General features: G+C 49.9%; 22 protein-coding genes, 1 pseudogene, 1 riboswitch and 1 other annotated feature. Of the genes and pseudogenes, 7 read left to right on the forward strand and 16 right to left on the reverse strand.

Going from position 1 to position 22,858, the window contains the following annotated elements; genetic code table 11:
• Positions 1–35: 35 nt before the first annotated feature.
• Both fadD and rnd read left to right on the forward strand, forming a co-directional pair.
• Entirely contained in the window at positions 36–1,733 is a 1,698-nt protein-coding gene (gene fadD, locus KDD30_RS04500; RefSeq protein ID WP_305800647.1) for a long-chain-fatty-acid--CoA ligase FadD, read from the forward strand.
• 277 nt (positions 1,734–2,010) lie between these two features.
• The gene (gene rnd / locus KDD30_RS04505; RefSeq protein WP_211647588.1) at positions 2,011–3,132 is read left to right on the forward strand and encodes a ribonuclease D; all 1,122 of its coding nucleotides are present in this window, start codon (positions 2,011–2,013) and stop codon (positions 3,130–3,132) included.
• Between the two features lie 52 nt (positions 3,133–3,184).
• Here the strand turns inward: rnd and minE are convergent, their stop codons facing one another.
• From minE to minC, 3 genes are read right to left on the reverse strand one after another with little or no spacing between them, the layout of a single operon-like run.
• Positions 3,185–3,445, reverse strand: coding sequence for a cell division topological specificity factor MinE (minE, locus tag KDD30_RS04510; RefSeq protein WP_211647589.1), 261 nt, complete (start codon positions 3,443–3,445; stop codon positions 3,185–3,187).
• Between the two features lie 6 nt (positions 3,446–3,451).
• Positions 3,452–4,264 carry a septum site-determining protein MinD gene (gene minD / locus KDD30_RS04515; RefSeq protein ID WP_211647590.1) on the reverse strand — a complete coding sequence of 271 codons (813 nt, stop codon included), beginning with the start codon at positions 4,262–4,264 and terminating at the stop codon, positions 3,452–3,454.
• Between the two features lie 20 nt (positions 4,265–4,284).
• Positions 4,285–4,950: a septum site-determining protein MinC gene (gene minC, locus KDD30_RS04520; protein WP_211647591.1), complete on the reverse strand. Its 666-nt coding sequence runs from the start codon at positions 4,948–4,950 to the stop codon at positions 4,285–4,287.
• Between the two features lie 227 nt (positions 4,951–5,177).
• Here minC and KDD30_RS04525 point away from each other — a divergent pair, with 227 nt between their 5' ends.
• Together KDD30_RS04525 and KDD30_RS04530 are read left to right on the forward strand one after the other, a co-directional pair.
• Positions 5,178–5,459 carry a YcgL domain-containing protein gene (locus KDD30_RS04525; protein ID WP_211647592.1) on the forward strand — a complete coding sequence of 94 codons (282 nt, stop codon included), beginning with the start codon at positions 5,178–5,180 and terminating at the stop codon, positions 5,457–5,459.
• A gap of 16 nt (positions 5,460–5,475) precedes the next feature.
• Positions 5,476–6,447 carry a lytic transglycosylase domain-containing protein gene (locus KDD30_RS04530; RefSeq protein WP_211647593.1) on the forward strand — a complete coding sequence of 324 codons (972 nt, stop codon included), beginning with the start codon at positions 5,476–5,478 and terminating at the stop codon, positions 6,445–6,447.
• A gap of 129 nt (positions 6,448–6,576) precedes the next feature.
• On the opposite strand, the gene KDD30_RS04535 is transcribed toward KDD30_RS04530, so the two are convergent.
• Positions 6,577–6,969, reverse strand: a complete 393-nt coding sequence (locus KDD30_RS04535; protein ID WP_211647594.1) for an H-NS family nucleoid-associated regulatory protein — start codon at positions 6,967–6,969, stop codon at positions 6,577–6,579.
• A gap of 372 nt (positions 6,970–7,341) precedes the next feature.
• Positions 7,342–7,522, forward strand: a riboswitch (Lysine riboswitch).
• A gap of 100 nt (positions 7,523–7,622) precedes the next feature.
• On the opposite strand from KDD30_RS04535, the gene KDD30_RS04540 reads away from it, so the two are divergent.
• Together KDD30_RS04540 and KDD30_RS04545 are read left to right on the forward strand one after the other, a co-directional pair.
• Positions 7,623–9,224: a Na+/H+ antiporter NhaC family protein gene (locus KDD30_RS04540; protein ID WP_211647595.1), complete on the forward strand. Its 1,602-nt coding sequence runs from the start codon at positions 7,623–7,625 to the stop codon at positions 9,222–9,224.
• A 179-nt stretch (positions 9,225–9,403) separates the two neighbouring features.
• The gene (locus KDD30_RS04545; protein WP_211647596.1) at positions 9,404–10,006 is read left to right on the forward strand and encodes a thymidine kinase; all 603 of its coding nucleotides are present in this window, start codon (positions 9,404–9,406) and stop codon (positions 10,004–10,006) included.
• A gap of 113 nt (positions 10,007–10,119) precedes the next feature.
• Here KDD30_RS04545 and hisIE read toward each other — a convergent pair whose 3' ends face one another.
• From hisIE to KDD30_RS04605, 12 genes and pseudogenes are all read right to left on the reverse strand, one after another.
• On the reverse strand, positions 10,120–10,755 hold the full coding sequence (gene hisIE, locus KDD30_RS04550; RefSeq protein WP_211647597.1) for a bifunctional phosphoribosyl-AMP cyclohydrolase/phosphoribosyl-ATP diphosphatase HisIE: 636 nt from the start codon (positions 10,753–10,755) through the stop codon (positions 10,120–10,122).
• Complete coding sequence (gene hisF, locus KDD30_RS04555; protein WP_211647598.1) at positions 10,752–11,525, reverse strand: imidazole glycerol phosphate synthase subunit HisF; 774 nt, start codon at positions 11,523–11,525, stop codon at positions 10,752–10,754. Before hisF ends, hisIE begins: the two co-directional genes overlap by 4 nt.
• 13 nt (positions 11,526–11,538) lie before the next feature.
• Entirely contained in the window at positions 11,539–12,273 is a 735-nt protein-coding gene (gene hisA / locus KDD30_RS04560) for a 1-(5-phosphoribosyl)-5-[(5-phosphoribosylamino)methylideneamino]imidazole-4-carboxamide isomerase (RefSeq protein ID WP_211647599.1), read from the reverse strand.
• 17 nt (positions 12,274–12,290) lie between these two features.
• Entirely contained in the window at positions 12,291–12,923 is a 633-nt protein-coding gene (hisH, locus tag KDD30_RS04565) for an imidazole glycerol phosphate synthase subunit HisH (protein ID WP_211647600.1), read from the reverse strand.
• Positions 12,923–13,993, reverse strand: a complete 1,071-nt coding sequence (hisB, locus tag KDD30_RS04570) for a bifunctional histidinol-phosphatase/imidazoleglycerol-phosphate dehydratase HisB (protein WP_371826066.1) — start codon at positions 13,991–13,993, stop codon at positions 12,923–12,925. Before hisB ends, hisH begins: the two co-directional genes overlap by 1 nt.
• 17 nt (positions 13,994–14,010) lie before the next feature.
• Positions 14,011–15,065, reverse strand: a pseudogene (gene hisC, locus KDD30_RS04575) (histidinol-phosphate transaminase).
• Between the two features lies 1 nt (position 15,066).
• Positions 15,067–16,389 carry a histidinol dehydrogenase gene (gene hisD / locus KDD30_RS04580; protein ID WP_211647601.1) on the reverse strand — a complete coding sequence of 441 codons (1,323 nt, stop codon included), beginning with the start codon at positions 16,387–16,389 and terminating at the stop codon, positions 15,067–15,069.
• A 5-nt stretch (positions 16,390–16,394) separates the two neighbouring features.
• Positions 16,395–17,291 (reverse strand): ATP phosphoribosyltransferase, encoded by an 897-nt coding sequence (gene hisG, locus KDD30_RS04585; RefSeq protein WP_211647602.1) that lies wholly within the window; start codon positions 17,289–17,291, stop codon positions 16,395–16,397.
• A gap of 47 nt (positions 17,292–17,338) precedes the next feature.
• Positions 17,339–17,477: a sequence feature (His leader region), on the reverse strand.
• Positions 17,478–17,638: 161 nt separating this feature from the next.
• A complete protein-coding gene (locus KDD30_RS04590; RefSeq protein ID WP_211647603.1) occupies positions 17,639–18,124 on the reverse strand; it encodes a YchJ family metal-binding protein in 486 nt (161 codons plus the stop codon).
• A 3-nt stretch (positions 18,125–18,127) separates the two neighbouring features.
• Complete coding sequence (locus KDD30_RS04595; RefSeq protein ID WP_211647604.1) at positions 18,128–19,342, reverse strand: EAL and HDOD domain-containing protein; 1,215 nt, start codon at positions 19,340–19,342, stop codon at positions 18,128–18,130.
• Positions 19,343–19,646: 304 nt separating this feature from the next.
• The gene (lpxH, locus tag KDD30_RS04600; protein WP_211647605.1) at positions 19,647–20,378 is read right to left on the reverse strand and encodes a UDP-2,3-diacylglucosamine diphosphatase; all 732 of its coding nucleotides are present in this window, start codon (positions 20,376–20,378) and stop codon (positions 19,647–19,649) included.
• A gap of 48 nt (positions 20,379–20,426) precedes the next feature.
• The gene (locus tag KDD30_RS04605; protein WP_211647606.1) at positions 20,427–20,924 is read right to left on the reverse strand and encodes a peptidylprolyl isomerase; all 498 of its coding nucleotides are present in this window, start codon (positions 20,922–20,924) and stop codon (positions 20,427–20,429) included.
• 282 nt (positions 20,925–21,206) lie between these two features.
• Here KDD30_RS04605 and cysS point away from each other — a divergent pair, with 282 nt between their 5' ends.
• Complete coding sequence (cysS, locus tag KDD30_RS04610) at positions 21,207–22,586, forward strand: cysteine--tRNA ligase (protein ID WP_211647607.1); 1,380 nt, start codon at positions 21,207–21,209, stop codon at positions 22,584–22,586.
• The last annotated feature ends 272 nt before the right edge of the window (positions 22,587–22,858 follow it).

The following is a 22,858-nucleotide window of genomic DNA, read 5'->3' on the forward strand; positions in this document are numbered from 1 at the left end:
GTTTGAAGCCCAAAAAAATAAAAGGAGAGTGCATGGTGGATAAGGTTTGGCTTAACCGCTATCCGGAAGATGTACCGGCTGAAATCAACCCAGATAGTTACTCATCTCTGGTTGATCTTTTCGAACAGTCCATTCAGAAATATTCTGATCAGACCGCATTTATCAATATGGGTCAGGTGATGACTTTCAGGAAACTGGAAGAGCGGAGCCGGGCTTTTGCTGCTTATCTGCAAAATGATCTGAAGCTGAAGAAGGGTGACCGGGTGGCAGTCATGATGCCAAACCTGCTTCAATACCCGATTGCACTGTTCGGTATTCTCCGCGCAGGCTGTGTGGTTGTAAACGTTAACCCGCTTTACACGCCACGGGAACTGGAGCATCAGTTGAATGACTCCGGCGCGAAAACCATCGTGATCGTGTCTAACTTTGCACATACCCTGGAAAAAATTGTCGGAAACACAGCAGTTCAGCATGTGATTCTGACCAGCCTGGGCGATCAGCTGTCCCGTCCGAAAGGCACGCTGGTGAACTTTGTGGTGAAGTACATCAAAAAGATGGTGCCGAAATACCACCTGCCGCATGCCACGTCACTGAACCAGGCGCTGAAAAAAGGCCGTCGTATGCAGTATGTGAAACCTTTGATTGAGGCTGAAGATACGGCATTCCTGCAGTACACCGGAGGAACGACGGGTGTTGCGAAAGGCGCGATTCTGACCCACAGAAACATGATTGCGAACGTACTGCAGGCGAAAGCCGCTTATGGTCCGATCTTGTTTGAAGGCCGTGAATTTGTGGTCACTGCTTTGCCGTTGTATCACGTTTTCGCACTGACGGTGAACTGCCTGCTGTTTATCGAAATGGGCGGACAGAATTTGCTGATCACCAATCCGCGTGATATTCCGACCTTTGTCAAAGAGCTGAAGCGTTATCCGTTTACGGCGCTGACCGGCGTAAACACGCTGTTCAATGCGCTGCTGAACAATGAAGATTTCCACGAGCTGGACTTCAGCAAATTGCGTTTGTCTGTGGGTGGCGGTATGGCGGTTCAGCGCTCTGTGGCTGAAAAATGGCTGGCGACAACCAAGAACTATCTGCTGGAAGGCTATGGCCTGACTGAATGTTCGCCTCTGGTTGCGGCTTATCCGCATGATCTGACGGTCTACAATGGCTCAATCGGTCTACCGGTCTCTTCAACTGAGATTCGGATTGTCGATGATGAAGGCCAGGTGCTGGCGATGGACCAGACCGGCGAGCTGCAGGTCCGTGGTCCGCAGGTGATGAAAGGCTACTGGCAACGTCCTGAAGCAACCCGAGATGTGCTGACCGAAGATGGCTGGCTGTCGACCGGTGATGTGGTGCGTTTTGATGAAGACGGTTTCCTGCATATTGTCGACCGGAAAAAAGACATGATCCTGGTCTCTGGCTTTAACGTTTACCCGAATGAAATTGAAGACGTTGTCGCGCTGCACGGAAAAGTGCTGGAAGTGGCCGCCATTGGTCAGCCCCATGAAACCTCGGGTGAAGTCGTCAAAATTTGTGTGGTCAAACGCGATCCAAGTCTGACGAAAGATGAACTGCTGGCCCATTGCCGACAATATCTCACCGGTTATAAAGTACCGCGATTGGTTGAATTCCGGGATGAGTTGCCGAAAACCAATGTTGGTAAGATATTGCGTCGTGCTTTGCGTGAAGAGTCAGACCAGCAGGCTCAGAAAGAGACCGCGCAAGCATAATCTCGTAAAATACGATACACTGAACCCAAGTTTGTGCCGGTGGATTCGCCGGCACTTTAATTTTCATGCCACGTCATACCAATCGCAGTAAATAACTGGTCATCCTAGCTTGTTAAAATGTTCGATATCTGCGTTAGATTTTTTGATTGTAGAATAACTACTTATCTAAAAAATCTGCCTTGTTCTCAAACATTTTTCCTGCGCTATTTTTGATCACTTACTTACTTTGATTGGTATAAATTGAACAGGCTGATTTGGTCTGATGTAAAGGTGCGTTTTGAACTTTGAAATCATAACAACAAACGACAGACTCGCAGAAGTATGTCAGCTGGCCAGTCAGTACCCGGCAGTGATGCTGGATACCGAATTTGTCCGGACAAGAACCTTATTTGCCCAGCTTGGTCTGATTCAGCTGTATGACGGTGAGCGGTTATCATTAATCGATCCGCTGGCACTCACCGATATGTCTCCGCTCTGGGATTTACTTCAAAACCCGGCTGTCATTAAGGTGCTTCATGCCTGCGGAGAAGATCTGGAAGTCTTTCAGTCCGTGGCGGGCTGTATGCCGACCCCTATGGTTGATACGCAGATCATGGCGGCTTTCCTGGGACATGGTCTCTCAACAGGTTTTGGCGCACTGGTTCAGGAATACTTAGGCGTTGAACTTGAGAAAGGTGAGGCGAGAACGAATTGGCTGGCGCGTCCGTTAACGGCAAAGCAGTTGGATTATGCGGCGGCGGATGTGTTTTATCTGCTCCCACTGTATGAAAAATTACTGGCTGGTGTGGAAGCGAACGGCTGGATGGATGCCTTGCAGCAAGAGTGTAATACTTTGCTGGTGAAGCGTAGCCGGGTGATTGATGACATGCAGGTGTATCAGGACATCAAAAATGCCTGGCAGCTTTCCCCGAAGCAACTGGCGATTTTACAAAAGCTCGCGGCATGGCGTTTGAAGGAAGCCAGAAAACGCGATTTGGCCCTGAACTTCGTTTTCAAAGAGCTGAACCTCTGGAAAGTGGCGCGGTTTGAAATCACCTCGAAAGCTGTGATGGCGCAGGAAGGCTTTGACGAGCGTGAAATTCAGCGTCATGGCAACCGTTTGATTGCACTTGTCCGAGACGTCGAGCAGATGAGTGAGCTGGATTATCCCGCGCGTCTGACCCGGCTGGTTGATTATCCTGGCTATAAACAAATGGTGAAGCACATCAAAGATGAAGTGAATGCCGTGTCGGCACACACTGGCCTGGCGCCTGAATTCCTGGCTTCCAAAAAGCAAATTCACCAGTTTCTGAGCTGGGCCTGGAAAAAAGGCTGCCCTGAAGATGCATTGCCTGAAATGCTGTCTACCTGGCGGCACGCACTCTTTGCGCATCGCATTTTACCTTTGATTCAAAAATAAAATGCATCTCATCATTCAAAAAAATCCCCGGCCAGATGTGCCGGGGATTTTTTTATTTCTCATCAGGTAAGGTCACATTCAATTCCAGAACCGACAAATCTTCTTCTTTCTGGTCAAGATGTACCGTGACGTGTTCAGGGGACACGTCTACATACCGTCGGATGACATCCAGGATATCCTGCTTGAGTTGCGGCAGGTAACTTGGGTCTCCCATAGAGCCTGAGCGACGTTCAGCAACAATGATCTGCAGCCTTTCTTTCGCCACACTCGCGGTCGACTGTTTTTTGGGGCGGAAGAACTCTAGCAAAGCCATATGTCATTAGCCTCCGAATATTCGTTTCAGGAAGCCTTTCTTCTCTTCCTCAATGAATCTGAACGGGCGTTCTTCACCCAGCAAACGTGCGACCGTGTCCTCATAGGCTTGGCCTGCATCTGATTCTGAATCAAAGATCACAGGTTCACCTTTGTTTGACGCATTCAGAACAGACTGGCTTTCCGGAATCACACCCAGCAGAGGAATGTGCAGAATCTCTTCAACATCGGCCACACTCAGCATGTCACCCAGTGTCACGCGAGATGGGTTATACCGGGTCAGCAGCAAATGTTGCTTCACAGAAGATTCGCTGTTCTCTGCTCGGCGCGATTTGGAATCCAGGATGCCCAGGATGCGGTCCGAGTCACGAACGGAAGCAACTTCCGGGTTGGTGGTGACAATGGCTTCGTCTGCAAAATAGAGAGCCATCAGCGCGCCAGTCTCAATCCCAGCCGGCGAGTCACAGATTATGAAATCGAAACCCATTTCATCCAGTTCTTTCAGAACTTTTTCTACGCCTTCTTTGCTCAGTGCATCTTTATCCCGGGTTTGGGAAGCAGGGAGCACGAACAGGTTTTCTACGCGTTTATCTTTAATCAGTGCCTGATTCAGTTTGGCTTCACCGTTAATGACATTGACGAAATCAAAGACAACCCGGCGTTCGCAGCCCATGATCAGATCCAGGTTTCGCAAGCCAATATCAAAGTCGATGACGGCGGTCTTCTTGCCTTTTAGTGCGAGGCCAGACGCAATGGCCGCACTGGAAGTCGTTTTTCCAACGCCACCTTTACCTGAGGTCACCACGATAATTCGTGCCATCTGTTTATTCCTTTTCAAAGTTATACAGCCAGATGCTCTATATTTAAATTGTTGTCTGTCAGTGAGATAACGACACTCTTTCCCCAAAAGGTGTCGTGAATTTTATCGCTCAACCAGTAATTTCCGGCGATGGATATCAATTCCGATTGTAAATTATGGCAGAAAATCTGAGCGTGGTTTTCTCCGCTCGCGCCAGCAATCGCTCTGCCTCGCAGGCATCCATAAATATGAATGCATCCATCTGCAATGATTTCAGCACCTGCACTGACATGATTCAATACGACGAGATCGCAATTTTTAGCATAAATCTGTTGTCCTGAGCGAACGGGCGCACGGACAACTTTTGTCGGTTGCATGACTGGGCTCGTCGCTTTGGCCTGCTTCGCTGCGTTCATGATGGCAAAGCCTGCCGATTTCGCCTGCGCTTGCAGGTGTGACGGCTTACAACCACTGATCCCCACAGGAATCATGCCTGCATCCTGAATCCCTTGTCGAAGCTGTTCAAAATCCAGCTGCTCATGACTGGACTGACTGACATCAATCACAAGCGGTGCATGGGCAAAGAAAGCGGGCGCCTGCTCGACTTTATCTTTCAGGAAAGTGATTGCCTGATCCAATCCGCCGTCTGCCAAATGTAATGATGAGAGCGTGTAGCTGCTCCCTTTCAGTTCTGCCGTTTTTGTCATGGCTTATTCTTCTGCGCGGAGAATTTCGCGCTCAGGTACGTTATCACATAGGTTATAGCATGTTATATTCCCCGGCAGGTCTCAGCAAGTTCTCCATGTCAGAGTTCTGCATAAAGATTAAATGATGAGCATGAGAGGGCAGAGAAAAGCCCCTAAGGCCTCTGCAAAGGAATGTTTTCCTTTTCTCGTGGTCAGATAGTGGTGAAAGGTAACCTGCAGGTTGGTTTATGTTGTGTTCAATTTATAAAAGCCCAAAAAAAGAAAATACCTACTTATATATCAAGACAAAAGATGATTTCTCCGAGGTTCCGGAAGCCTTACTGAGCACATTTGGCAAGCCTCAGTTCGTGATGGTTCTGAAACTGGTTGAAGGGAGAAAACTGGCGCTGGCGGACATCAGTAAGGTCAGAGAATCGCTGACAACGCAGGGTTATTATCTGCAATTACCGCCACCAGTGACTAATCTTTTGGATGAATATAAAGCAAATAAATCACGGAATAATACCTGATGGTGAAAGGATGGATATGCGTAAGCAATGGCTCGTAGGTCTGGTGGCCTTAGGAATTGGTATTTCATCGCCGATGGCGTCGGCAGATGAAGGTTTTGATGACTATATCATTGGCTTGAAACAGGAAGCGCGTTCGAAAGGAATTGATGATTCAATTCTGGCGGAAGCATTTGCCGGTGTTCAGTTCATTGAACGTGCTGTCACAGCGGATAAGAATCAGCCAGAGAAAAAGCTGACACTGGATGAATATTTACCCAAAGCTGTGCCGCAATGGAAAATCGATCAGGCGAATCGATATTATCGCCAACACAAACAAGCGCTGGAGCGTATCGGGCGCCAGTATGGCGTACAGCCACGCTTCATCGTTGCGCTGTGGGGTGTTGAAAGTAATTTCGGTAAACTGACCGGCTCTTACAATGTGATCGAAGCACTCAGCACCTTGGCTTATGAAGGCCGACGGGAAGCTTTTTTTCGTGATCAGGTGATGGCTGCGCTGACGATCCTTCAGCAAGGTCACATCCATGCATCAGACATGAAAGGTTCCTGGGCAGGTGCAATGGGACAACCTCAGTTTATGCCAACGTCCTATCTGACTTTTGCCGTCGATGGAAATGGTGATGGGAAAGCGGATATCTGGAAGACTGAAGATGATGTTTTTGCGTCAGCCGCGAATTATCTGAGCAAGTCAGGCTGGAATGACACTTATACCTGGGGCCGTCAAGTCACGATTCCGGACAGCTTGAGTGACAGTCTGAAAGGGGTCGAGTTGCAGAAAGGAAAAACCTTATCTGAATGGCAGGCGTTAGGTGTGCGTCGACTGAATGGCGCAGCTTTACCTCAGGTGGATATTCAGGCGTGGCTGGTTCAGCCGGATGATAATCATGGGCGGGCTTACCTTGTGTATGGGAATTACCAGACACTCCTGAAATGGAACCGCTCACATTACTTTGCACTGGCTGTCAGCACACTTGCAGACAGTATTCGTTAAGCAAATCCTGAAGCATGGCTGGTATACGCAAAGTGCACTCAGGATGAAATGAAAAAGCCCGGCAATGTGAAGTGACCCCATAAAGTTGGACATTTCTGTTTGCCGGGCTTTTCTATTGAATCAGTACGATTAAATTTTGAAATCGTCCAGAGATTTACCTTCGTCCAGTGCTTTTTTCAGTGCACTTGGCGTACGGCCCTGGCCAGTCCAGGTTTTCTCTTCACCGTTTTCGTCGATGAACTTGTATTTTGGCGGACGAGCAGCACGCTTGGTTTTTGCTTTACCAATGTTTGCCATCAGCTCTTCCGGGTCAATACCATCAGCCATCAGCATGTCACGGTATTGCTTCAGTTTCTCTTCACGCTCTTTTTCTTTTGCGACTTCTTCAGCTTCTACTTCTTCACGTTCAGCTACAACGGTCTGAAGTTTTTCCAGTGCTTCTTTCAGTTGCTCCAGAGAATATTCGCGGGCAGTAGCACGAAGACTACGTAGATTTAATAGCGCTTTCATTGCATCAGACATTTCAAGATTCCTGTAGATGTTATACTAATAATTAGCGGTAAACTTTATAACAGCAATAGTAATACTTTTTAAAGCCATCTGCCAAATGAAATTTCTAAAACAGGAAAATAAATTGCGTATTTTTTATACGTGTCTGCTTAATTATCTTCAGAAAAAGGGAGAGGTTCACTTTTTCGCTTGTAATTAATTTGAGACATCTCTAATTCACTGAACCAATTAAATGCTCATCGGTTCATATTCTTTGCCTGTATTATCAGATGTAAATGTAAGTAAATTCAAACGAATGGTCAGTCGTGATTCAGCTCACTTGGTTAAAGTTGTGCTTTCATGGTTGCAAATTAGATAACAAAACGTAGAATACGCGATTCCTTGACTAAGGGTAGAGGTGCATTGTCTATCAGTAACTGACGGGAGGTGACCCCGATGAGCGTCAGTGAAAGGAGCCAGTGCCGAAGTGAGGTTGAACCGTCAATTCGCCTTGCTGGGGTTGTCATCGAACAGGGACAACACTGCCATAGTAACTTACAATTAACTATGGAGCGCTACTGTGGGGTCTGGAGAAGCATTTTGCTTCCTTCCTATGTCGCTTCCCAACACGGTGGAAACTGTGTTCAGCAGTAGATCTCCAACCTGAATCGGTTGTAGTAGAGATCATGAACCTTATCGATTTTTCCCAATCTTCAATTTCATTATTGCCGCCTTTAGTGGCATTAAGCCTGGCGATTTTGACCCGACGGGTCCTGCTTTCATTAGGTGTTGGTATCCTGATGGGCACATTATTACTCACAGACTTGAGTGCAGGTCATTCTATTACCTATCTCAGTCATAAGGTGAAAGCCCTCTTTATTGAGGATGGTGGCCTGAACACCTGGAATATGAGCATTGTTGCCTTCTTGCTCTTATTAGGGATGACAACAGCACTCTTAACGCTGTCGGGCGGAACCCGGGCGTTTGCTCAGTGGGCACAAACGAAAATCAAGAGCAAGCGTGGCGCCAAACTACTGGCCGCATTTCTTGGGGTCTTTATTTTCGTTGACGACTATTTTAACAGTCTTGCAGTCGGTTCTATTTCCCGCCCTGTGACGGATCGTTTTTATGTTTCCCGTTCGAAGCTGGCCTATATTCTCGATTCGACTGCGGCACCGATGTGTGTTCTGATGCCAGCTTCAAGTTGGGGTGCATATATCATTACAGTTGTTGGCGGTATTCTGGTTTCACATGGTGTTACTGAATATTCTGCGCTGAGTGCATTTATTCAGCTTGCCCCAATGAACTTTTATGCGGTATTCGCACTGCTCATGGTTTTTGTTGTGGCCTGGTTCCAATTGGATGTTGGCCTGATGAAAAAGCATGAAGTGCATGCCAGCCATGCCCGCGGATTTGACAGCGATGAAATACATGCTGAAGCAAAAGATCTGAATGATGAGCTGGAAATCGAAGAAAGTGAAAAAGGGAAAGTCGGCGATCTGATTATTCCGATTCTGGTTCTGGTTGCAGCCACCTTATTCTTTATGATTTATACCGGCAGCCAGAGTTTAGCCGCTGACGGGAAAACTTTCTCAGTTCTGGGGGCATTTGAATCAACAAATGTGGGTGCTTCGCTCTGTTATGGTGGACTGCTGGGATTACTGTCCTCGCTGATTGCTGTCGGTCGTCAGAAAATGCCGGCCAAACAAGTGCTGCACGCACTGTGGATTGGTGCCAAATCTATGTTCGGTGCCATTTTGATTCTGTTCTTTGCCTGGACAATTGGCAGTGTGATCAGTGATATGGCAACAGGTCAATTCCTGTCAACGCTGGTTCAGGGCAATATTGATCCGGTTTGGTTGCCTGTGATTTTATTTTTGCTGTCTGGCCTGATGGCTTTTTCTACCGGAACGTCCTGGGGCACATTTGGCATCATGTTGCCGATTGCCGGTGATTTGGCGGCGGCGACTGAAATTAGCTTAATGTTGCCGGTACTGGCAGCGGTTTTGGCCGGTTCTGTTTTTGGCGACCATTGTTCCCCGATTTCGGATACCACAATTCTGTCTTCAACCGGTGCCCGCTGTCATCATATGGACCATGTGTCGACCCAGCTCCCTTATGCGTTAGCTGTCGCGTTGGTTGCATCGGTTGGTTACGTGGTTCTGGGGATGACAGACTCGCTGGCTGTATCGTTTATGGCGGCAACAGTTACCTTCCTGCTGGTGTGTGTCGGCCTTGGCTGGCTGGCGAAGCAGCCGTTGAAAGGGACTCGCGAAGCCGTCCGGTAATTGTGTGCCACCGTGAAAAATTCAACCGGTTGAGCCTCTGCTCAACCGGTTTTTTTATGGGCGGAAGTTTGTTTCCTGCACGAATTGTTACGGAATGTCCTGATCAGCAGTGATCTGCTTCCAATGAACATCTATCTTCGGTAGCATCAGCCGTTATTCAGAGTTGAGCGGATAGCCTGATGGCACAAATGTATTTTTATTACTCGGCCATGAATGCCGGGAAATCAACGACCCTGCTGCAGTCGTCGTTTAACTATCGCGAACGCGGGATGAGACCGGTTATTTTTACCGCGGCGATTGATAACCGTTTTGGCACAGGTAAGGTCAGCTCCCGGATTGGCTTGTCTGAGGATGCAGAGCTGTACGGCACAGAGGATAACTTGTGGGAGAAACTGTCCCGGATGAATCAGGTGTCACGTGTGGATTGCGTGCTGGTCGATGAGTGCCAGTTTCTGACTAAAGCTCAGGTTCATCAACTGACTGAGGTCGTCGATAAACTGGATATTCCGGTGCTTTGCTATGGCTTGCGCACAGACTTCAGGGGCGAATTGTTTGAGGGAAGTCAGTATTTGCTGGCCTGGTCAGACAAATTGGTGGAACTGAAGACCGTGTGTCATTGTGGCCGGAAAGCCAATATGGTCATTCGGCATGATGCCTCTGGCAAAGCCATTGCTGATGGGGATCAGGTTGAAATTGGGGGCAATGACAGGTATGTCTCTGTGTGCCGTAAGCATTATAAAGAAGCGATTGAGGAAGCAAATGAGACGGCCGCATCACTCTGATCGGTTGTGTTGATTTGTATTCAAAGGAAGCCGAGAAAGGCTTCCTTTTTTTAATGAACTTTTTTCACTGATGCGGGATTCAAATCTGCCGAATATCAGAACACACTGACGGCTCAGCCGCCTGTGTGGCGTTCCTGAAGTTTTGCAATCACATCCGACAGACTCAACCCCTGGTCCTGAAGTAATACAATCAGGTGGTACATCAAATCCGCCGACTCAGAGATGACTTCCGCCTTGTCACCCGACGTTGCCGCAAGCGCGACTTCAACGCCTTCTTCACCCACCTTCTGCGAAATCCGCTTGGTGCCACGGGCATAAAGGCTGGCGGTATAGGACGATTCGGGATCGGCGCCTTTACGGGCTGCCAGCAATTGCTCCAGTCGGTGAAGAAACACCAGATCAGGGACAGTGGCAGATTCACCGTCGCTGGTGGTGCCTTGATCGAAGCAGGTCGTCGTTCCCAGATGGCAAGTCGGCCCGACAGGTTCAGCACTGACCAGCAGGGTGTCCTGATCGCAGTCGAGCTGGATTTGTCTGAGCTGCAGCACATTGCCTGAAGATTCACCTTTGGTCCAAAGACGTTGTTTACTGCGCGACCAGAAAGTTACCTGACGGGTTTCCAGCGTTTGATGCAGCGCTTCATCATTCATATAGCCCAGCATCAGCACCTGGCCGCTACGGCTGTCCTGGACGACGGCAGGCACCAGACCATTCACCTTGTCCCAATTAATTTCACTGCTCAGGTTCATAGTCGGATCTCCACCTGTTGTTGTTTGAGGTACTGCTTGAGTTCACCGATATTGATGACTTGCTTGTGGAAGACGGATGCCGCCAGTGCGCCGTCAACGCGTGCAATCTTGAAGGCATCTGCAAAGTGCGTCATTTCACCGGCACCGCCGGAAGCGATCAGCGGGACATGGCACAGATCGCGGACCAGATTCAGTTGGGTGAGATCATAGCCCTGGCGCACGCCATCCTGATTCATCATGTTCAGCACAATTTCACCGGCGCCACGGCGTTGGACTTCCTGAATCCAGTCTGCCGTTTCCCACTGCGTCACCTGAGTTCGGGTTTCATCGCCGGTGAACTGATACACCTGATATTGACCAGTCTCGGCATCAAAGTAAGAATCGATGCCGACCACGATGCACTGCACACCAAACTTATCTGCCAGCCGGGTAATTAAATCCGGGTCTGCCAGCGCAGGGGAGTTAATGGAAATCTTATCGGCACCAAATTGCAAAATTTGCTGGGCATCTTCTGCAGATTTAATCCCGCCTGCCACACAGAAAGGAATGTCGATCACTTCTGCGACACGTTCGACCCAGCTTTTGTCCACCACACGGCCATCACTGGAAGCGGTAATATCATAAAACACTAATTCATCGGCCCCTTCTTCGGCATAGCGTTTTGCCAGTGGGACAATGTCACCGATAATTTCATGGTTCCTGAACTGAACCCCTTTGACCACCTGGCCATCCCGAACATCCAGGCAGGGAATAATACGTTTTGCTAACATGTCAGGCTCCTTGTCATTCATTCCAGCAGGCAAAGGCCTGTTCTGCAGTAAACTTCCCGTCCAGCAGGGCGCGGCCAACAATCACGCCTGCAACGCCGGTCCCTTTCAGGGCAGCAATGTCATCTAATGAGCCAATGCCACCTGAGGACTGGAACCGGACATCCGGGTACTGTGCGCAAAGATCCCGGTACAGGGCGACGTTGGAACCTGCCAGTGTGCCGTCTCTGGAAATATCGGTACACAGTACATGCTTCAGACCCACGGTTTGAAAATTGTCGATCAGCGCTTCAATGGTGACGCCGGAATCTTCCTGCCAGCCGGAAACGGCAACTTTTCGCTGGCCGTCGGCATCAATATTGACATCCAGTGCCAGCACGATGTGCTCCGGGCCATATTTTTCCATCCAGCCTTTGACCATGTCCGGCGACTTGACGGCGGTTGATCCGACGACCACACGTTGTGCGCCGGCATTCAGCAGGTCGGCGACATCCTGTTCGGTTCGAACACCGCCGCCAATCTGAATCTTTGCCGGTGTACTGGCGAGCAGGGTGCGAATCAAATCCAACTGTCTTGCTGAAGTGTCTTTCGCACCGGTCAGATCCACGAGGTGGAGCCAGTCGGCACCAGCTTGATGGTACAGTGCAAACTGCTCTGCAGGGTTCACTTGATATTCAGTGACCTGGCCGTAATCCCCCTGAAAAAGACGGACGACCTGACCTTCAATTAAATCGAGTGCGGGAATAATCATAAGCAGTCCTTGTCATCCTACATTTCGAGAAAGTTTTTGATGAGCTGTGCGCCCGCTTTGCCGGAACGCTCCGGGTGAAATTGCACGCCGTAATAATTGCCGCTTTGAACGGCGGCAGTAAAAGGCTTGCCGTAATCGCAATGGGCGATGGTACGCCCTTGTTCAGTGTTGAAGGCGGGCATGGCGTAGCTGTGTACAAAGTAAAAGTAAGTGCCTTCAGGAATATCTTTGAAGAGCGGGTGTTCCGGTTCCGGCGTGATGGTGTTCCAGCCCATGTGGGGCAGAGGCAATTCGCCGGTCTCCATTTTTACAACCGGTGCCGGACACAGATTCAGGCAGGGAACCTGTTCTGTGCCATTCTGGCCCTGTTCTTCAGAATATTCGCCCAGTAACTGCATGCCGAGGCAAATGCCCAGCAGGGGTTGTTCGACCTGACTGACGAGGCGAATCAGATCGCGCTCAGTCAGATTTTTCATGGCTTCGCTGGCGGTGCCCACCCCCGGCAGAAAGAGTTTGTCAGCGCCGAGCACAACCTCTGGATCACGGCTGACGGTCACGTCATAACCCAGACGTTCAATGGCAAACCGGACCGAGGACACATTCGCGCAGCCGGTATCAATGATGACGACTTGTTGTGATGTTTGTGTCATTACAGGACCCCTTTACTGCTTGGCAGTTCATTCCCATCGACGCGAATGGCCTGACGCAGGGTGCGGCCGAAAGCTTTAAATAAACTTTCCACGATGTGGTGATCATTGTCGCCGTCGGAAGACAGGTGCAGGGTACAGGCCAGTGTATCCGTGAGTGAACGGAAGAAGTGCGGCACCATTTCGGTGGACAGATCACCCACGTTCTCGCGGCTGAAGCTTGCATCGAACTTCAGGTAAGGGCGGCCCGACAGATCCAGCGCACACTGTGCCAGACATTCATCCATCGGTAAGCTGAAACCAAAGCGGCCAATCCCGCGCTTATCGCCCAGCGCTTCTTTCAGCGCCTGACCCAGTGCCAGCGCAGCATCTTCGACGCTGTGGTGATCATCAATATGCAAATCACCGTCGACGGTCAGCTGGAGCTGGAACCCGCCATGGGTGGCAATTTGATCCAGCATGTGGTCGAAAAAGCCCAGACCTGTCTGGATGACGTTACCGCCTGACTGATCCAGATTGACCCGAACCCAGATATCGGTTTCCTTGGTTTTACGGACGACTTCAGCAATGCGCGGGCGTGTGGTGAGGTCGGTAACAATCTGTGCCCAGCCCATAGTATCGCGATTATACTGAATGCCACGAATGGCCATGTTATCGGCCAGTTGCAAGTCAGTCTGACGATCGCCAATCACGGCGGAGGTTGCAAAGTCGACACGGCCCTGTTGCAGATAATCTTTCACCAGCCCCAGCTTGGGTTTGCGGCAACTGCAATTGTCGTGGTCAAAATGCGGGCAGATCAGGACATCGTCGAACTGCACACCCTGCGACTCGAAAATGTCCATCATCATCTGATGGGGTGCATCAAAGTCAGCCTGCGGATAACTGTCTGTCCCCAGACCATCCTGATTGGTGACCATCACCAGCCGGTAACCGGCATCCTGCAATTTCAGCAGGGCAGGAATGACCGCAGGTTCAAGGGCCAGCTTATCCAAGCGATCGACCTGGAAGTCCACAGGCGGTTCGACAATCAGCGTGCCGTCACGGTCGATAAAGAGTATTTTTTCCTTGCTCACAATAGGATCCTTCCAAATTACGAAATCTTGTCGATCTGGGCACGAATGAAGGCCAGTGTTTTTTCACATTCATCCCGGCTGCCGATACTGATGCGAATGCAGTTTTCAATCGGGGAACGACGCAGAATAATGCCGCTGTCCCACAGGGCCTGAAATAAAGCGTTACCGTCCGGAAAACGCACCAGCAGGTAGTTGCCATAACCATCATAAACCGTGACGCCCGGCAGCATGCTCAAACCGGCCTGCAGATAAGCGCGATTGGCGCTCAGATCCAGGACCTGGAATTTGGTTTTCGCCAGTCCGGCAGGAGACAGCGCCTGAATCGCAATGTCAGCAACTGGTACGGGAACCGGATAAGGTGCAATCACTTTGAGCAGCAGCTCAATGACTGCCGGATTGGCTAGAGTGAAGCCACAGCGGAGCCCGGCCAGTGCGAATGCTTTGGACAGGGTGCGCAGAATCACCAGATTGGAATATTCCGCCAGCAGATCGACGGTGGATGCTTCCGGGCAGAAGTCAATATAGGCTTCATCCATCACCACGAGCGCTTTGTCCTGCGTTATATTCAGCAGCTCGATAATATCTTCACGACGGATCAGGTTGCCTGTTGGATTGTTCGGGCTGCAGACGAAAACCAGCTTCACGCCGTCCAGGTTGTCGCCGATTGCGGTCAGATCCAACTGCCAGTCCTGCGTCAACGGGACTTGCTTGACGCCGACATCAAAGGTTTCTGCGCTGATGCTGTACATGCCGTAGGTTGGCGGACAGTAAAGAATGCTGTCTTGTTTGGTCTCGCAGAATGTGCGAATCAGCAGTTCAATGCCTTCATCGGCCCCCGGGAGGTCAGCACCTGAGATGGATCCACTCCGGCATAATTCGCATAAGCTTCAATCAGGGCAGTGGGCTGGCAGGTACTGTAACGGTTCAGCCGATCGCACTGAATGTTGTATTCATTGACGAAAGGAGACTCGTTGGCATTCAGCCAGATATCACCGCTGCCACCCAGACGGCGTGCCGACTGATAGGGAGTCATGTCGCGAACGGTTTTACGAGCCAGTAGTTTAGGATTCATATTAAGCCTCTTTCATCGTCGATGGGCTGGTGGAAGACAGTTTGATTTTTTCGACCCGGATGCTGACCGCACGGCGGTGCGCATCCAGGCCTTCTGCAGTTGCCATGGTTTCAACCGTTGGGGCCAGGCCCAGCAAGCCGTCCGCACTCAGTTCCTGAACGGTCATGCGCTTGGTGAAATCGGCCAGCCCCAGGCTGGAGTAGGTTTTGGTGTAGCCATAGGTCGGCAGCACATGGTTGGTGCCGGACGCATAGTCACCGACCGATTCCGGCGACCAGTGGCCCAGGAAAATCGATCCGGCATTGTCCAGCAGGGAGACCAGTTCACGCGGGTTACGGGTTTGAACGATCAGGTGCTCCGGACCATAGTGATTTGAAATCGAGACGCACTGTGTGATGCTGTCTGCAATGATCATCAGGCTGGCGCCCAGTGCCTGCCGTGCAATATCTGCCCGGGACAGGCTTTGCAGTTGGCGGCCAATGGCATCGGCAACGCGATCGGCCATGCTTGGATCCGGCGTGACCAGCACGACCTGCGAATCCGGGCCGTGTTCAGCCTGACTGAGCAGGTCAGCCGCGATGAATTCCGGATCTGCCGTACTGTCGGCGATCACCATCACTTCCGACGGACCGGCAGGCATGTCAATGGCGGCGCCATTGAAGTCGTTGCTGACCTGTCGTTTGGCTTCGGTCACAAACGCATTGCCCGGGCCAAAAATCTTATCGACTTTGGCAATACTTTCTGTGCCGAAAGCCATGGCTGCAACTGCCTGTGCACCCCCTGCGTTATACACATCGGTAATGCCACACAGTTGTGCGACATAGAGAATCTCGTCTGCAATCGGGGGCGGAGAGCACAGAACAACGCGGCGGCAGCCTGCAATCTGTGCCGGTACACCCAGCATCAGGACTGTTGATGGTAGGGGCGCGCTCCCGCCCGGAATATACAGGCCAACGGCATTGATCGGACGGGTGACCTGCTCACAAATCACGCCGGGTTGGGTTTCCACCTGTAGCGGCTTGGTTTTCTGCGCTTTGTGGAACTTGGCAATGTTGCTGTAGGCCTGCTGGAGCGCTTGCTTCATGTCGTCCGACAAGCGGTTTGCGGCCGCTTCAATGGCTTCCGGCGAGACTTTGATGGATTCAGGCCGGATTTTGTCGAATTTCTCAGTCAGATCCAGCAGGGCTTCGTCGCCACGCGCACGAACATCGGCGATCACATCGCGGACGATGGCGGAAATATCCTGACCTGCTGAAATTGCCGGACGCTGTAACAGGGATTCACGCTGTGCTTCACTCAGAGATTGCCATACAACCGTCTTCATGGGGATCACTCCATCATTTTCTCAATCGGCAGAACCAGAATTGAACTTGCGCCCAGTGCTTTGAGTTGTTCCATAGTTTCCCAGAACAGGTTTTCGGAACTGACCAGGTGAACAGCTACGCGGGTTTTATCGTGGGACAGTGGCAGCACCGTTGGGTCTTCGGCACCTGGCAGAAGGGCGGTGACCTGCTCCAGACATTCGGTTGGCGCGTGCAGCATGATGTACTTGGATTCTTTTGCCTGAATCACACCCTGCATCCGGGTCAGTAAGCGCTCGATCAAGGCTTGTTTGTCGGCGCTGAAATCGCCGCTGCGCTGAATCAGCACGGCTTTTGACTGAAGAATGACTTCGACTTCTTTCAGGCCGTTGGCTTCCAGCGTTGCACCTGTTGAGACCAAATCACAGATCGCATCCGCCAGTCCGGCGCGAGGCGCAACTTCAACGGAGCCGTTCAGCATACAGGTGCTGAAAGACACACCTTGCTCGCTCATATAACGTTTTACCAATTGCGGATAAGTGGTCGCGATACGCTTGCCTTGCAGATCCTGAGGACCATTGTAGTCTTCATCCTTGTCGATGGCGATGGAGAGACGGCAACCACCGAAATCCAACCGGCGCAGTTTCACGTAGTTGCTCGGCTCATTCCGGGCAGCACGTTCAAGGCCGACTTCTTCCAGTTCATTTTCTCCAATAAAACCTAAATCAACCACGCCATCCATAATCAGACCGGGAATGTCATCATCACGAACGAGTAATAAGTCGATGGGCATATTTTCACTGTGAACAACCAAACGCTCACCGATCAGATTGAACTTCACGCCACAGCGCTTCAGCAAATCTTTACACTCTGTGCTCAGACGTCCTTTCTTTTGTATTGCGATTCTCAGTCGTTGTGTCTGCATGATGACATTCCCTATATGCTTGATTTCAATTTTTTATTGAGTGCTAAAACGAAAAACCCCCGGAAGATTTCTCTTCCGGGGGTCTGAATGCTGCTTTGTTGTAGCGACCACTGGAAGAGGCGAATTCTCGTCTTCCAGATGAGGCGTATCCTCCTGAAAGACTAGTCAGGATGATGGTGATGATGTTGTAGATTAACCATTGGGATACGCATAATTATTTGCTCTGTCTAAATCGTTATTGACTTTGAACGTGTCATTCACACTAACCAAGCTCTTGAGATTTTGCAACAGTTAATTAGTACATTTTCAAATTTTCTTGAGTGTCCGTCTGGCGCAGCGGCATGCGATTACAGGCAACATTTTTTAAATTTCTTCCCGCTGCCACAAGGGCAAGGGTCGTTTCTGCCTGTTTTCTCGTCTGCTTTCGGGGAAGGGTATTCGCCGTCGATGTAGAACCATTGCAGCTGGTTCCCGACCGTTTCCCGTAAAAAGCGTGAATTCTCGTGCAAACAGCACTCCTCGCCCTGTTCACGATAAAAGGCCTTGAATTCAACGTATCCCTCGGTATTGCTGGCAAGACTGCTGCCAAGGACTTCCAGGCCCAGCCATTCACTGTGAATGGACTCAGCAATAGCATCACGATACTGCCCTGCCTCACAACTGGGGTGATAGGTATTCACAACAAAATCAACCAGTCCCAGTACATGCGCACTGTAACGCGCCCGCATCAGCTGCTCCGGGTGGCTCGCAGCTGATGGGTTAAGATGGACGGGAGCACAGCAGGTTTCGAGTGGTTTTCGGCTGCCGCAGGGGCAAACAGTTGTATCTTTCATGGGTTATTGCAGTTCTTCAATGCGGGTGACCCATTCTACGGATTCCAGATAGCGCTTCGCAACGTTTTCGTTTTGCAATCCCAGCTGTTTGCACATCGCATCAACCTGCGACCAGTCTGCCTGATCGTAAGCACAGACGAGTGACAACAGATATCCCAGCTCACCATTGCGCTGAATCAGCGCATCCTGAATAGTGATATCCAGTGGCAGCATCGGGATCAGCACATCCATCGGCTGATCCAGTAATGAATCCAGCATGGAAAACAGGCCGGTCAGAAAGGCACGGTTACTGTTGAGTTTCGGAGAGATGTCCTCGGCCAGTAACTCACACAAATGCGCACGCTGTAAGGACAGGCAATATAAGGATGGTGGCTTGTTTTTGGTGACATGGGAGGTCGCGACAAAACTGATAAACCGGCGTAACCTTTCCTGTCCCAGATAAACCAGTGCCTGTTTGAACGATGAGATTGGTACGGCCCGGTTTGAAGTTATCGCATTGACGTGCCGGAGCAATTTATAAGAAAGAGATAAATCGGTCGCGATGACTTCTTCGGCGGCGTCGAAATTCACATCGTCCTGACAGATTTGCTGATACAGCCGGAGTGTTGTCAGTGCGGAGGGGCTGAGGGTTTTTTGCTGCATCATTTCAGGTCTGCTGAAGAAATAGCCCTGAAACAAATGAAACCCCGCAGCTTTTGCTTCCTGAAATTCCGCATACGTTTCTACTTTTTCTGCCAGAAACTGAATGGGTTTGTCCTGATGACGTCGAATAAAAAAGCGTGCTTTTTCAATCGGTGTCAATTGCAGATCAAATTTCACAATATGGACGAAAGGCAGAAATCGGTTCCATTCCACACTCGGATTAAAATCATCCAGTGCGATGAGAAATCCGCGTTGGAACAAGTCTTTGACGGTCGTCAGTAAAGCTTCTGAGGGGGTGCAGTCTTCCAGTACTTCAATGACGAAGCTGTTTGACGGGAACAGTAGAGGTGTACCTTGCAGCAGGCTTTTTTCAGGAAAATTGACGAATGCCAGCTTTCCACCACAGATGTCGTTTGAACCGTTCGAAAAAAAATTATCTAAAAGCAGGCGATTCGTCGCCTCTTCCGAAGGAACATTGGGAAAACAGTTCTTGGGACCGTCTCTGAAAAGCAATTCATAGCCAATGGTGGCTTTGTCTCGGTCTAATACGGGCTGTCTCGCAAGATAAGAATACATAGTATCAGTACTGTTTATGGTTATGTTGGCGAGGGGTTGCAAAGCCAGAAGTCCTTGTTGATGAGTCATCCGCATGACAGGGGTAGTCCATTAGATTACTTATAATTATCATTGATAGGTAATATTCGCAGCAGAACTTTCCACCGGATGTGAACTATCGCTGAGAAATTACGCGCCTTGTGATCTTCAGCCCAAAAGATGTGTTGGATAAATAAAAATAATCAGCACATCTGAAGGGACAACAGAAAGTATAATGGTCAATGATTGAGCTGATGAATGCCAGTGGCATGACTTTCATGTCATCTCAGGCTGCCTGAAATCGTCTGGTTTCAAGGTGATTCCCATCGGGTGTGCAGACGAGTACCGAACCCTGATCATACCAATCCCCCAAGACAATTCGTGTGGCCTGTTGATGGTCCACCTGAAGGGCATGGACAGCAGGGCGGTGCGTGTGTCCGTGGATCATGTGCTTCACCTGAGTTTGACGCATCAAATCAACGACGGCTTCAGGTGTAACATCCATGATCGCATCTGCTTTCATTTGATTCGTATTGCTGCTGTCGGCTCTCATTTTGCGACCAACAGCCTGTCGCCATGACAGGGGGAGTCGCAGAAACAGCCATTGAATCAGTGGATTGTGGACCTTTTTTCGATAGCGCTGATAACTTTCATCCCGTGTACACAGCGTATCGCCGTGAAGGATTAAGGTTGGGGTGCCATATAAGTCAATGACCGTGTGTTCGGGTAAGAGCGTCACACCAGTTTCGCGGCTGAATTGTTTGCCGATCAAAAAATCCCGGTTGCCGTGGATAAAAAAGCAGGGGACACCCGCATCCGTCAGCGTTTTGAACGCCTCAGTAATCTGCCGGTGAAAGGGAGTTTCATCGTCGTCACCAATCCACATCTCAAACAGATCACCCAGCACGTACAGTGCTTCGCATTGGGTGGCTTCTTCAGACAGAAATCGAAGGAAACAATTCGTAATATCGGGGCGATCTGCACTCAAATGCAAATCTGCAATAAAGCAAGTGGTCATAGCATCCAAAAGAACGTGACCGGTGAACCCGGCCACGAACAGAGTATTTTATTCTTCGATGGTGACGGAGTTGATCACCACTTCTTCAACGGGTACGTCCTGATGAACATAACCCCAGTTGCCGGTTGCAACGGCTTTGATTTTGTTCACAACATCCATGCCTTCAACCACTTCGCCAAATACACAGTAACCCCAGCCGTCTGGCGTCTCTGATTTGAAGTCCAGAAAGTTGTTGTCGTTCACGTTAATGAAGAACTGAGAGCTGGCTGAATGTGGTTCCATAGTGCGAGCCATCGCGATGGTACCCGTTTTGTTGCTCAGGCCGTTGCTTGCTTCATTTTTGATCGGATCGCGGGTTTCTTTCTCAACCATACCGGAAGCCATGCCGCCGCCCTGGATCATGAAGCCGTCAATCACACGGTGGAACAGGGTGCCATTGTAAAAACCATCACGGCAATATTGCAGGAAGTTGGCGCTGGTTTCTGGTGCTTTTTCTGAGTTCAGCTGAATTTTAATGTCACCAAAAGTGGTGTGAAGCGTTACCATGAGCTTATCCTTAACTGGAGTGTATTGCTTTAAACCCTGAATTCTAACGAACTAAGTCAAAGCGTCAATACACGTTGAACGGGCTGATTTTATCCCTTTAACTATAGAAGAGCGTTCTGAGAGGTAAAATCAGGCCGAAAACTCAGCGAACATCTGAGCCCGGAAGCGCTTGGGCACCGGACAGTAAAAGATGAAGTGGCCTGACTGCACCTAGCATCTTGAGGACACATGAGTATAATCAGTCCTTTGAATCGTAACCCCGAAAATGAGTAATTATCAGACATGTTAAAGATCTATAACTCACTGACTCGACAAAAAGAGGAATTTAAACCCATCGTGCCTGGCAAGGTCGGCATGTACGTCTGTGGGGTTACAATTTACGATTTATGTCACATCGGCCACGGTCGGACTTTTGTCGCGTTCGACGTGGTGTCGCGCTACTTGCGTTACAGCGGTTATGATCTGACGTTCGTCCGTAATATCACAGATATTGATGACAAAATCATCAAGCGAGCAGCAGAGAACGGCGAGAGCTGCGATATGCTCACAGAGCGTCTGATTGGTGAAATGTACGCCGATTTTGATGCGCTGGGTATGGCGCGTCCGGACGTTGAACCGCGGGCAACCAATTTTATTGCTGAGATTATTGCGCTGTGTGAGCGTTTGATCGAACGCGGTTTTGCTTATGTGGCAGACAATGGCGATGTCATGTTTGAAGTCAGTAAATACGACGAATACGGCCAACTGTCTGGCCAGGATCTGGAACAGCTGCAGGCCGGTGCGCGTGTTGATATCGAGACCGCGAAACGCAGCCCGCTGGACTTTGTGCTGTGGAAAATGTCCAAGCCGGGTGAACCCACCTGGGAATCGCCTTGGGGACCGGGTCGTCCGGGCTGGCACATTGAATGTTCAGCCATGAACTCAGCGATTCTGGGCGATCACTTTGATATTCACGGTGGTGGTTCAGATCTTCAATTCCCGCACCATGAAAACGAAATCGCTCAGTCTTGCTGCGCCCACGGCACCCAGTATGTAAATACTTGGATGCACAGCGGAATGGTGATGGTTGATCGCGAAAAAATGTCTAAGTCTCTGGGGAATTTCTTCACGATTCGCGATGTTCTGAATCATTATGATGCAGAAACCGTGCGTTATTTCCTGATGTCGGGCCATTACCGCAGCCAGTTGAATTACAGCGAGGATAACCTCAAGCAGGCACGTTCAGCGCTGGAACGTCTGTACACGGCGTTGCGTGGTCTGGACAGCACGGTTGCAGCGGCGGGTGGTGAAGCATTTGTTGAGCGTTTTAAAGCGTCAATGGATGACGATTTCAATACCCCGGAAGCGTATTCAGTACTGTTCGATATGGCGCGCGAAACCAACCGACTGAAAGCGGAAGATCTGACGGCTGCGTCTGCGCTGGGTGCGCGCTTGCGTGAACTGGGCGAAGTGCTGGGCCTGCTGGCTCAGGATCCGGAAACCTTCCTGCAAAGTGGTGCGAAGCAAGATGATGTCGCTGAAATCGAATCACTGATTCAGCAGCGTCTGGATGCCCGTGCTGCGAAAGATTGGGCTGCAGCGGATGCCGCGCGTGACAAGCTGACTGAAATGGGGATCATTCTTGAAGATGGTCCGCAGGGGACAACCTGGCGTCGAAAATAAGGTGTCACTGTTCCTGAGTGCATAAAATGAGACAGAAAAGAGCCACGAGAATTCAGTGGCTCTTTTTTTATGCTTATTTCCGGGAAATGCTAGGTTTTTCAATCAGAAAATTTTCAGCCTGTTTGTTTTTTGCTCTTATTAACTCATTCATAAATAAAATGAAGTGCTCTCACATCAGATTCTGTCCTGAAAAAACACTGCTAATAATGAACTTCTTTGTAAATGAGCTGATTTTTGCATGCGTATCTTGATGTATTTTGCAAAACCCTAAA

Source organism: Photobacterium sp. GJ3 (assembly GCF_018199995.1).
In the GTDB taxonomy this organism is placed as follows: Bacteria; Pseudomonadota; Gammaproteobacteria; order Enterobacterales; family Vibrionaceae; genus Photobacterium.

Excerpts from the sequence above, each read along its gene's own strand:
- minE (WP_211647589.1), bottom strand. The coding sequence starts at position 3,445 with ATGGCTTTGCTAGAGTTCTTCCGCCCCAAAAAACAGTCGACCGCGAGT.
- minD (WP_211647590.1), bottom strand. The coding sequence starts at position 4,264 with ATGGCACGAATTATCGTGGTGACCTCAGGTAAAGGTGGCGTTGGAAAA.
- minC (WP_211647591.1), bottom strand. The coding sequence starts at position 4,950 with ATGACAAAAACGGCAGAACTGAAAGGGAGCAGCTACACGCTCTCATCA.
- KDD30_RS04525 (WP_211647592.1), top strand. The coding sequence starts at position 5,178 with ATGTTGTGTTCAATTTATAAAAGCCCAAAAAAAGAAAATACCTACTTA.
- KDD30_RS04530 (WP_211647593.1), top strand. The coding sequence starts at position 5,476 with ATGCGTAAGCAATGGCTCGTAGGTCTGGTGGCCTTAGGAATTGGTATT.
- KDD30_RS04535 (WP_211647594.1), bottom strand. The coding sequence starts at position 6,969 with ATGTCTGATGCAATGAAAGCGCTATTAAATCTACGTAGTCTTCGTGCT.
- KDD30_RS04540 (WP_211647595.1), top strand. The coding sequence starts at position 7,623 with ATGAACCTTATCGATTTTTCCCAATCTTCAATTTCATTATTGCCGCCT.
- KDD30_RS04545 (WP_211647596.1), top strand. The coding sequence starts at position 9,404 with ATGGCACAAATGTATTTTTATTACTCGGCCATGAATGCCGGGAAATCA.
- hisIE (WP_211647597.1), bottom strand. The coding sequence starts at position 10,755 with ATGAACCTGAGCAGTGAAATTAATTGGGACAAGGTGAATGGTCTGGTG.
- hisF (WP_211647598.1), bottom strand. The coding sequence starts at position 11,525 with ATGTTAGCAAAACGTATTATTCCCTGCCTGGATGTTCGGGATGGCCAG.
- hisA (WP_211647599.1), bottom strand. The coding sequence starts at position 12,273 with ATGATTATTCCCGCACTCGATTTAATTGAAGGTCAGGTCGTCCGTCTT.
- hisH (WP_211647600.1), bottom strand. The coding sequence starts at position 12,923 with ATGACACAAACATCACAACAAGTCGTCATCATTGATACCGGCTGCGCG.
- hisD (WP_211647601.1), bottom strand. The coding sequence starts at position 16,389 with ATGAAGACGGTTGTATGGCAATCTCTGAGTGAAGCACAGCGTGAATCC.
- hisG (WP_211647602.1), bottom strand. The coding sequence starts at position 17,291 with ATGCAGACACAACGACTGAGAATCGCAATACAAAAGAAAGGACGTCTG.
- KDD30_RS04590 (WP_211647603.1), bottom strand. The coding sequence starts at position 18,124 with ATGAAAGATACAACTGTTTGCCCCTGCGGCAGCCGAAAACCACTCGAA.
- KDD30_RS04595 (WP_211647604.1), bottom strand. The coding sequence starts at position 19,342 with ATGTATTCTTATCTTGCGAGACAGCCCGTATTAGACCGAGACAAAGCC.
- lpxH (WP_211647605.1), bottom strand. The coding sequence starts at position 20,378 with ATGACCACTTGCTTTATTGCAGATTTGCATTTGAGTGCAGATCGCCCC.
- KDD30_RS04605 (WP_211647606.1), bottom strand. The coding sequence starts at position 20,924 with ATGGTAACGCTTCACACCACTTTTGGTGACATTAAAATTCAGCTGAAC.
- cysS (WP_211647607.1), top strand. The coding sequence starts at position 21,207 with ATGTTAAAGATCTATAACTCACTGACTCGACAAAAAGAGGAATTTAAA.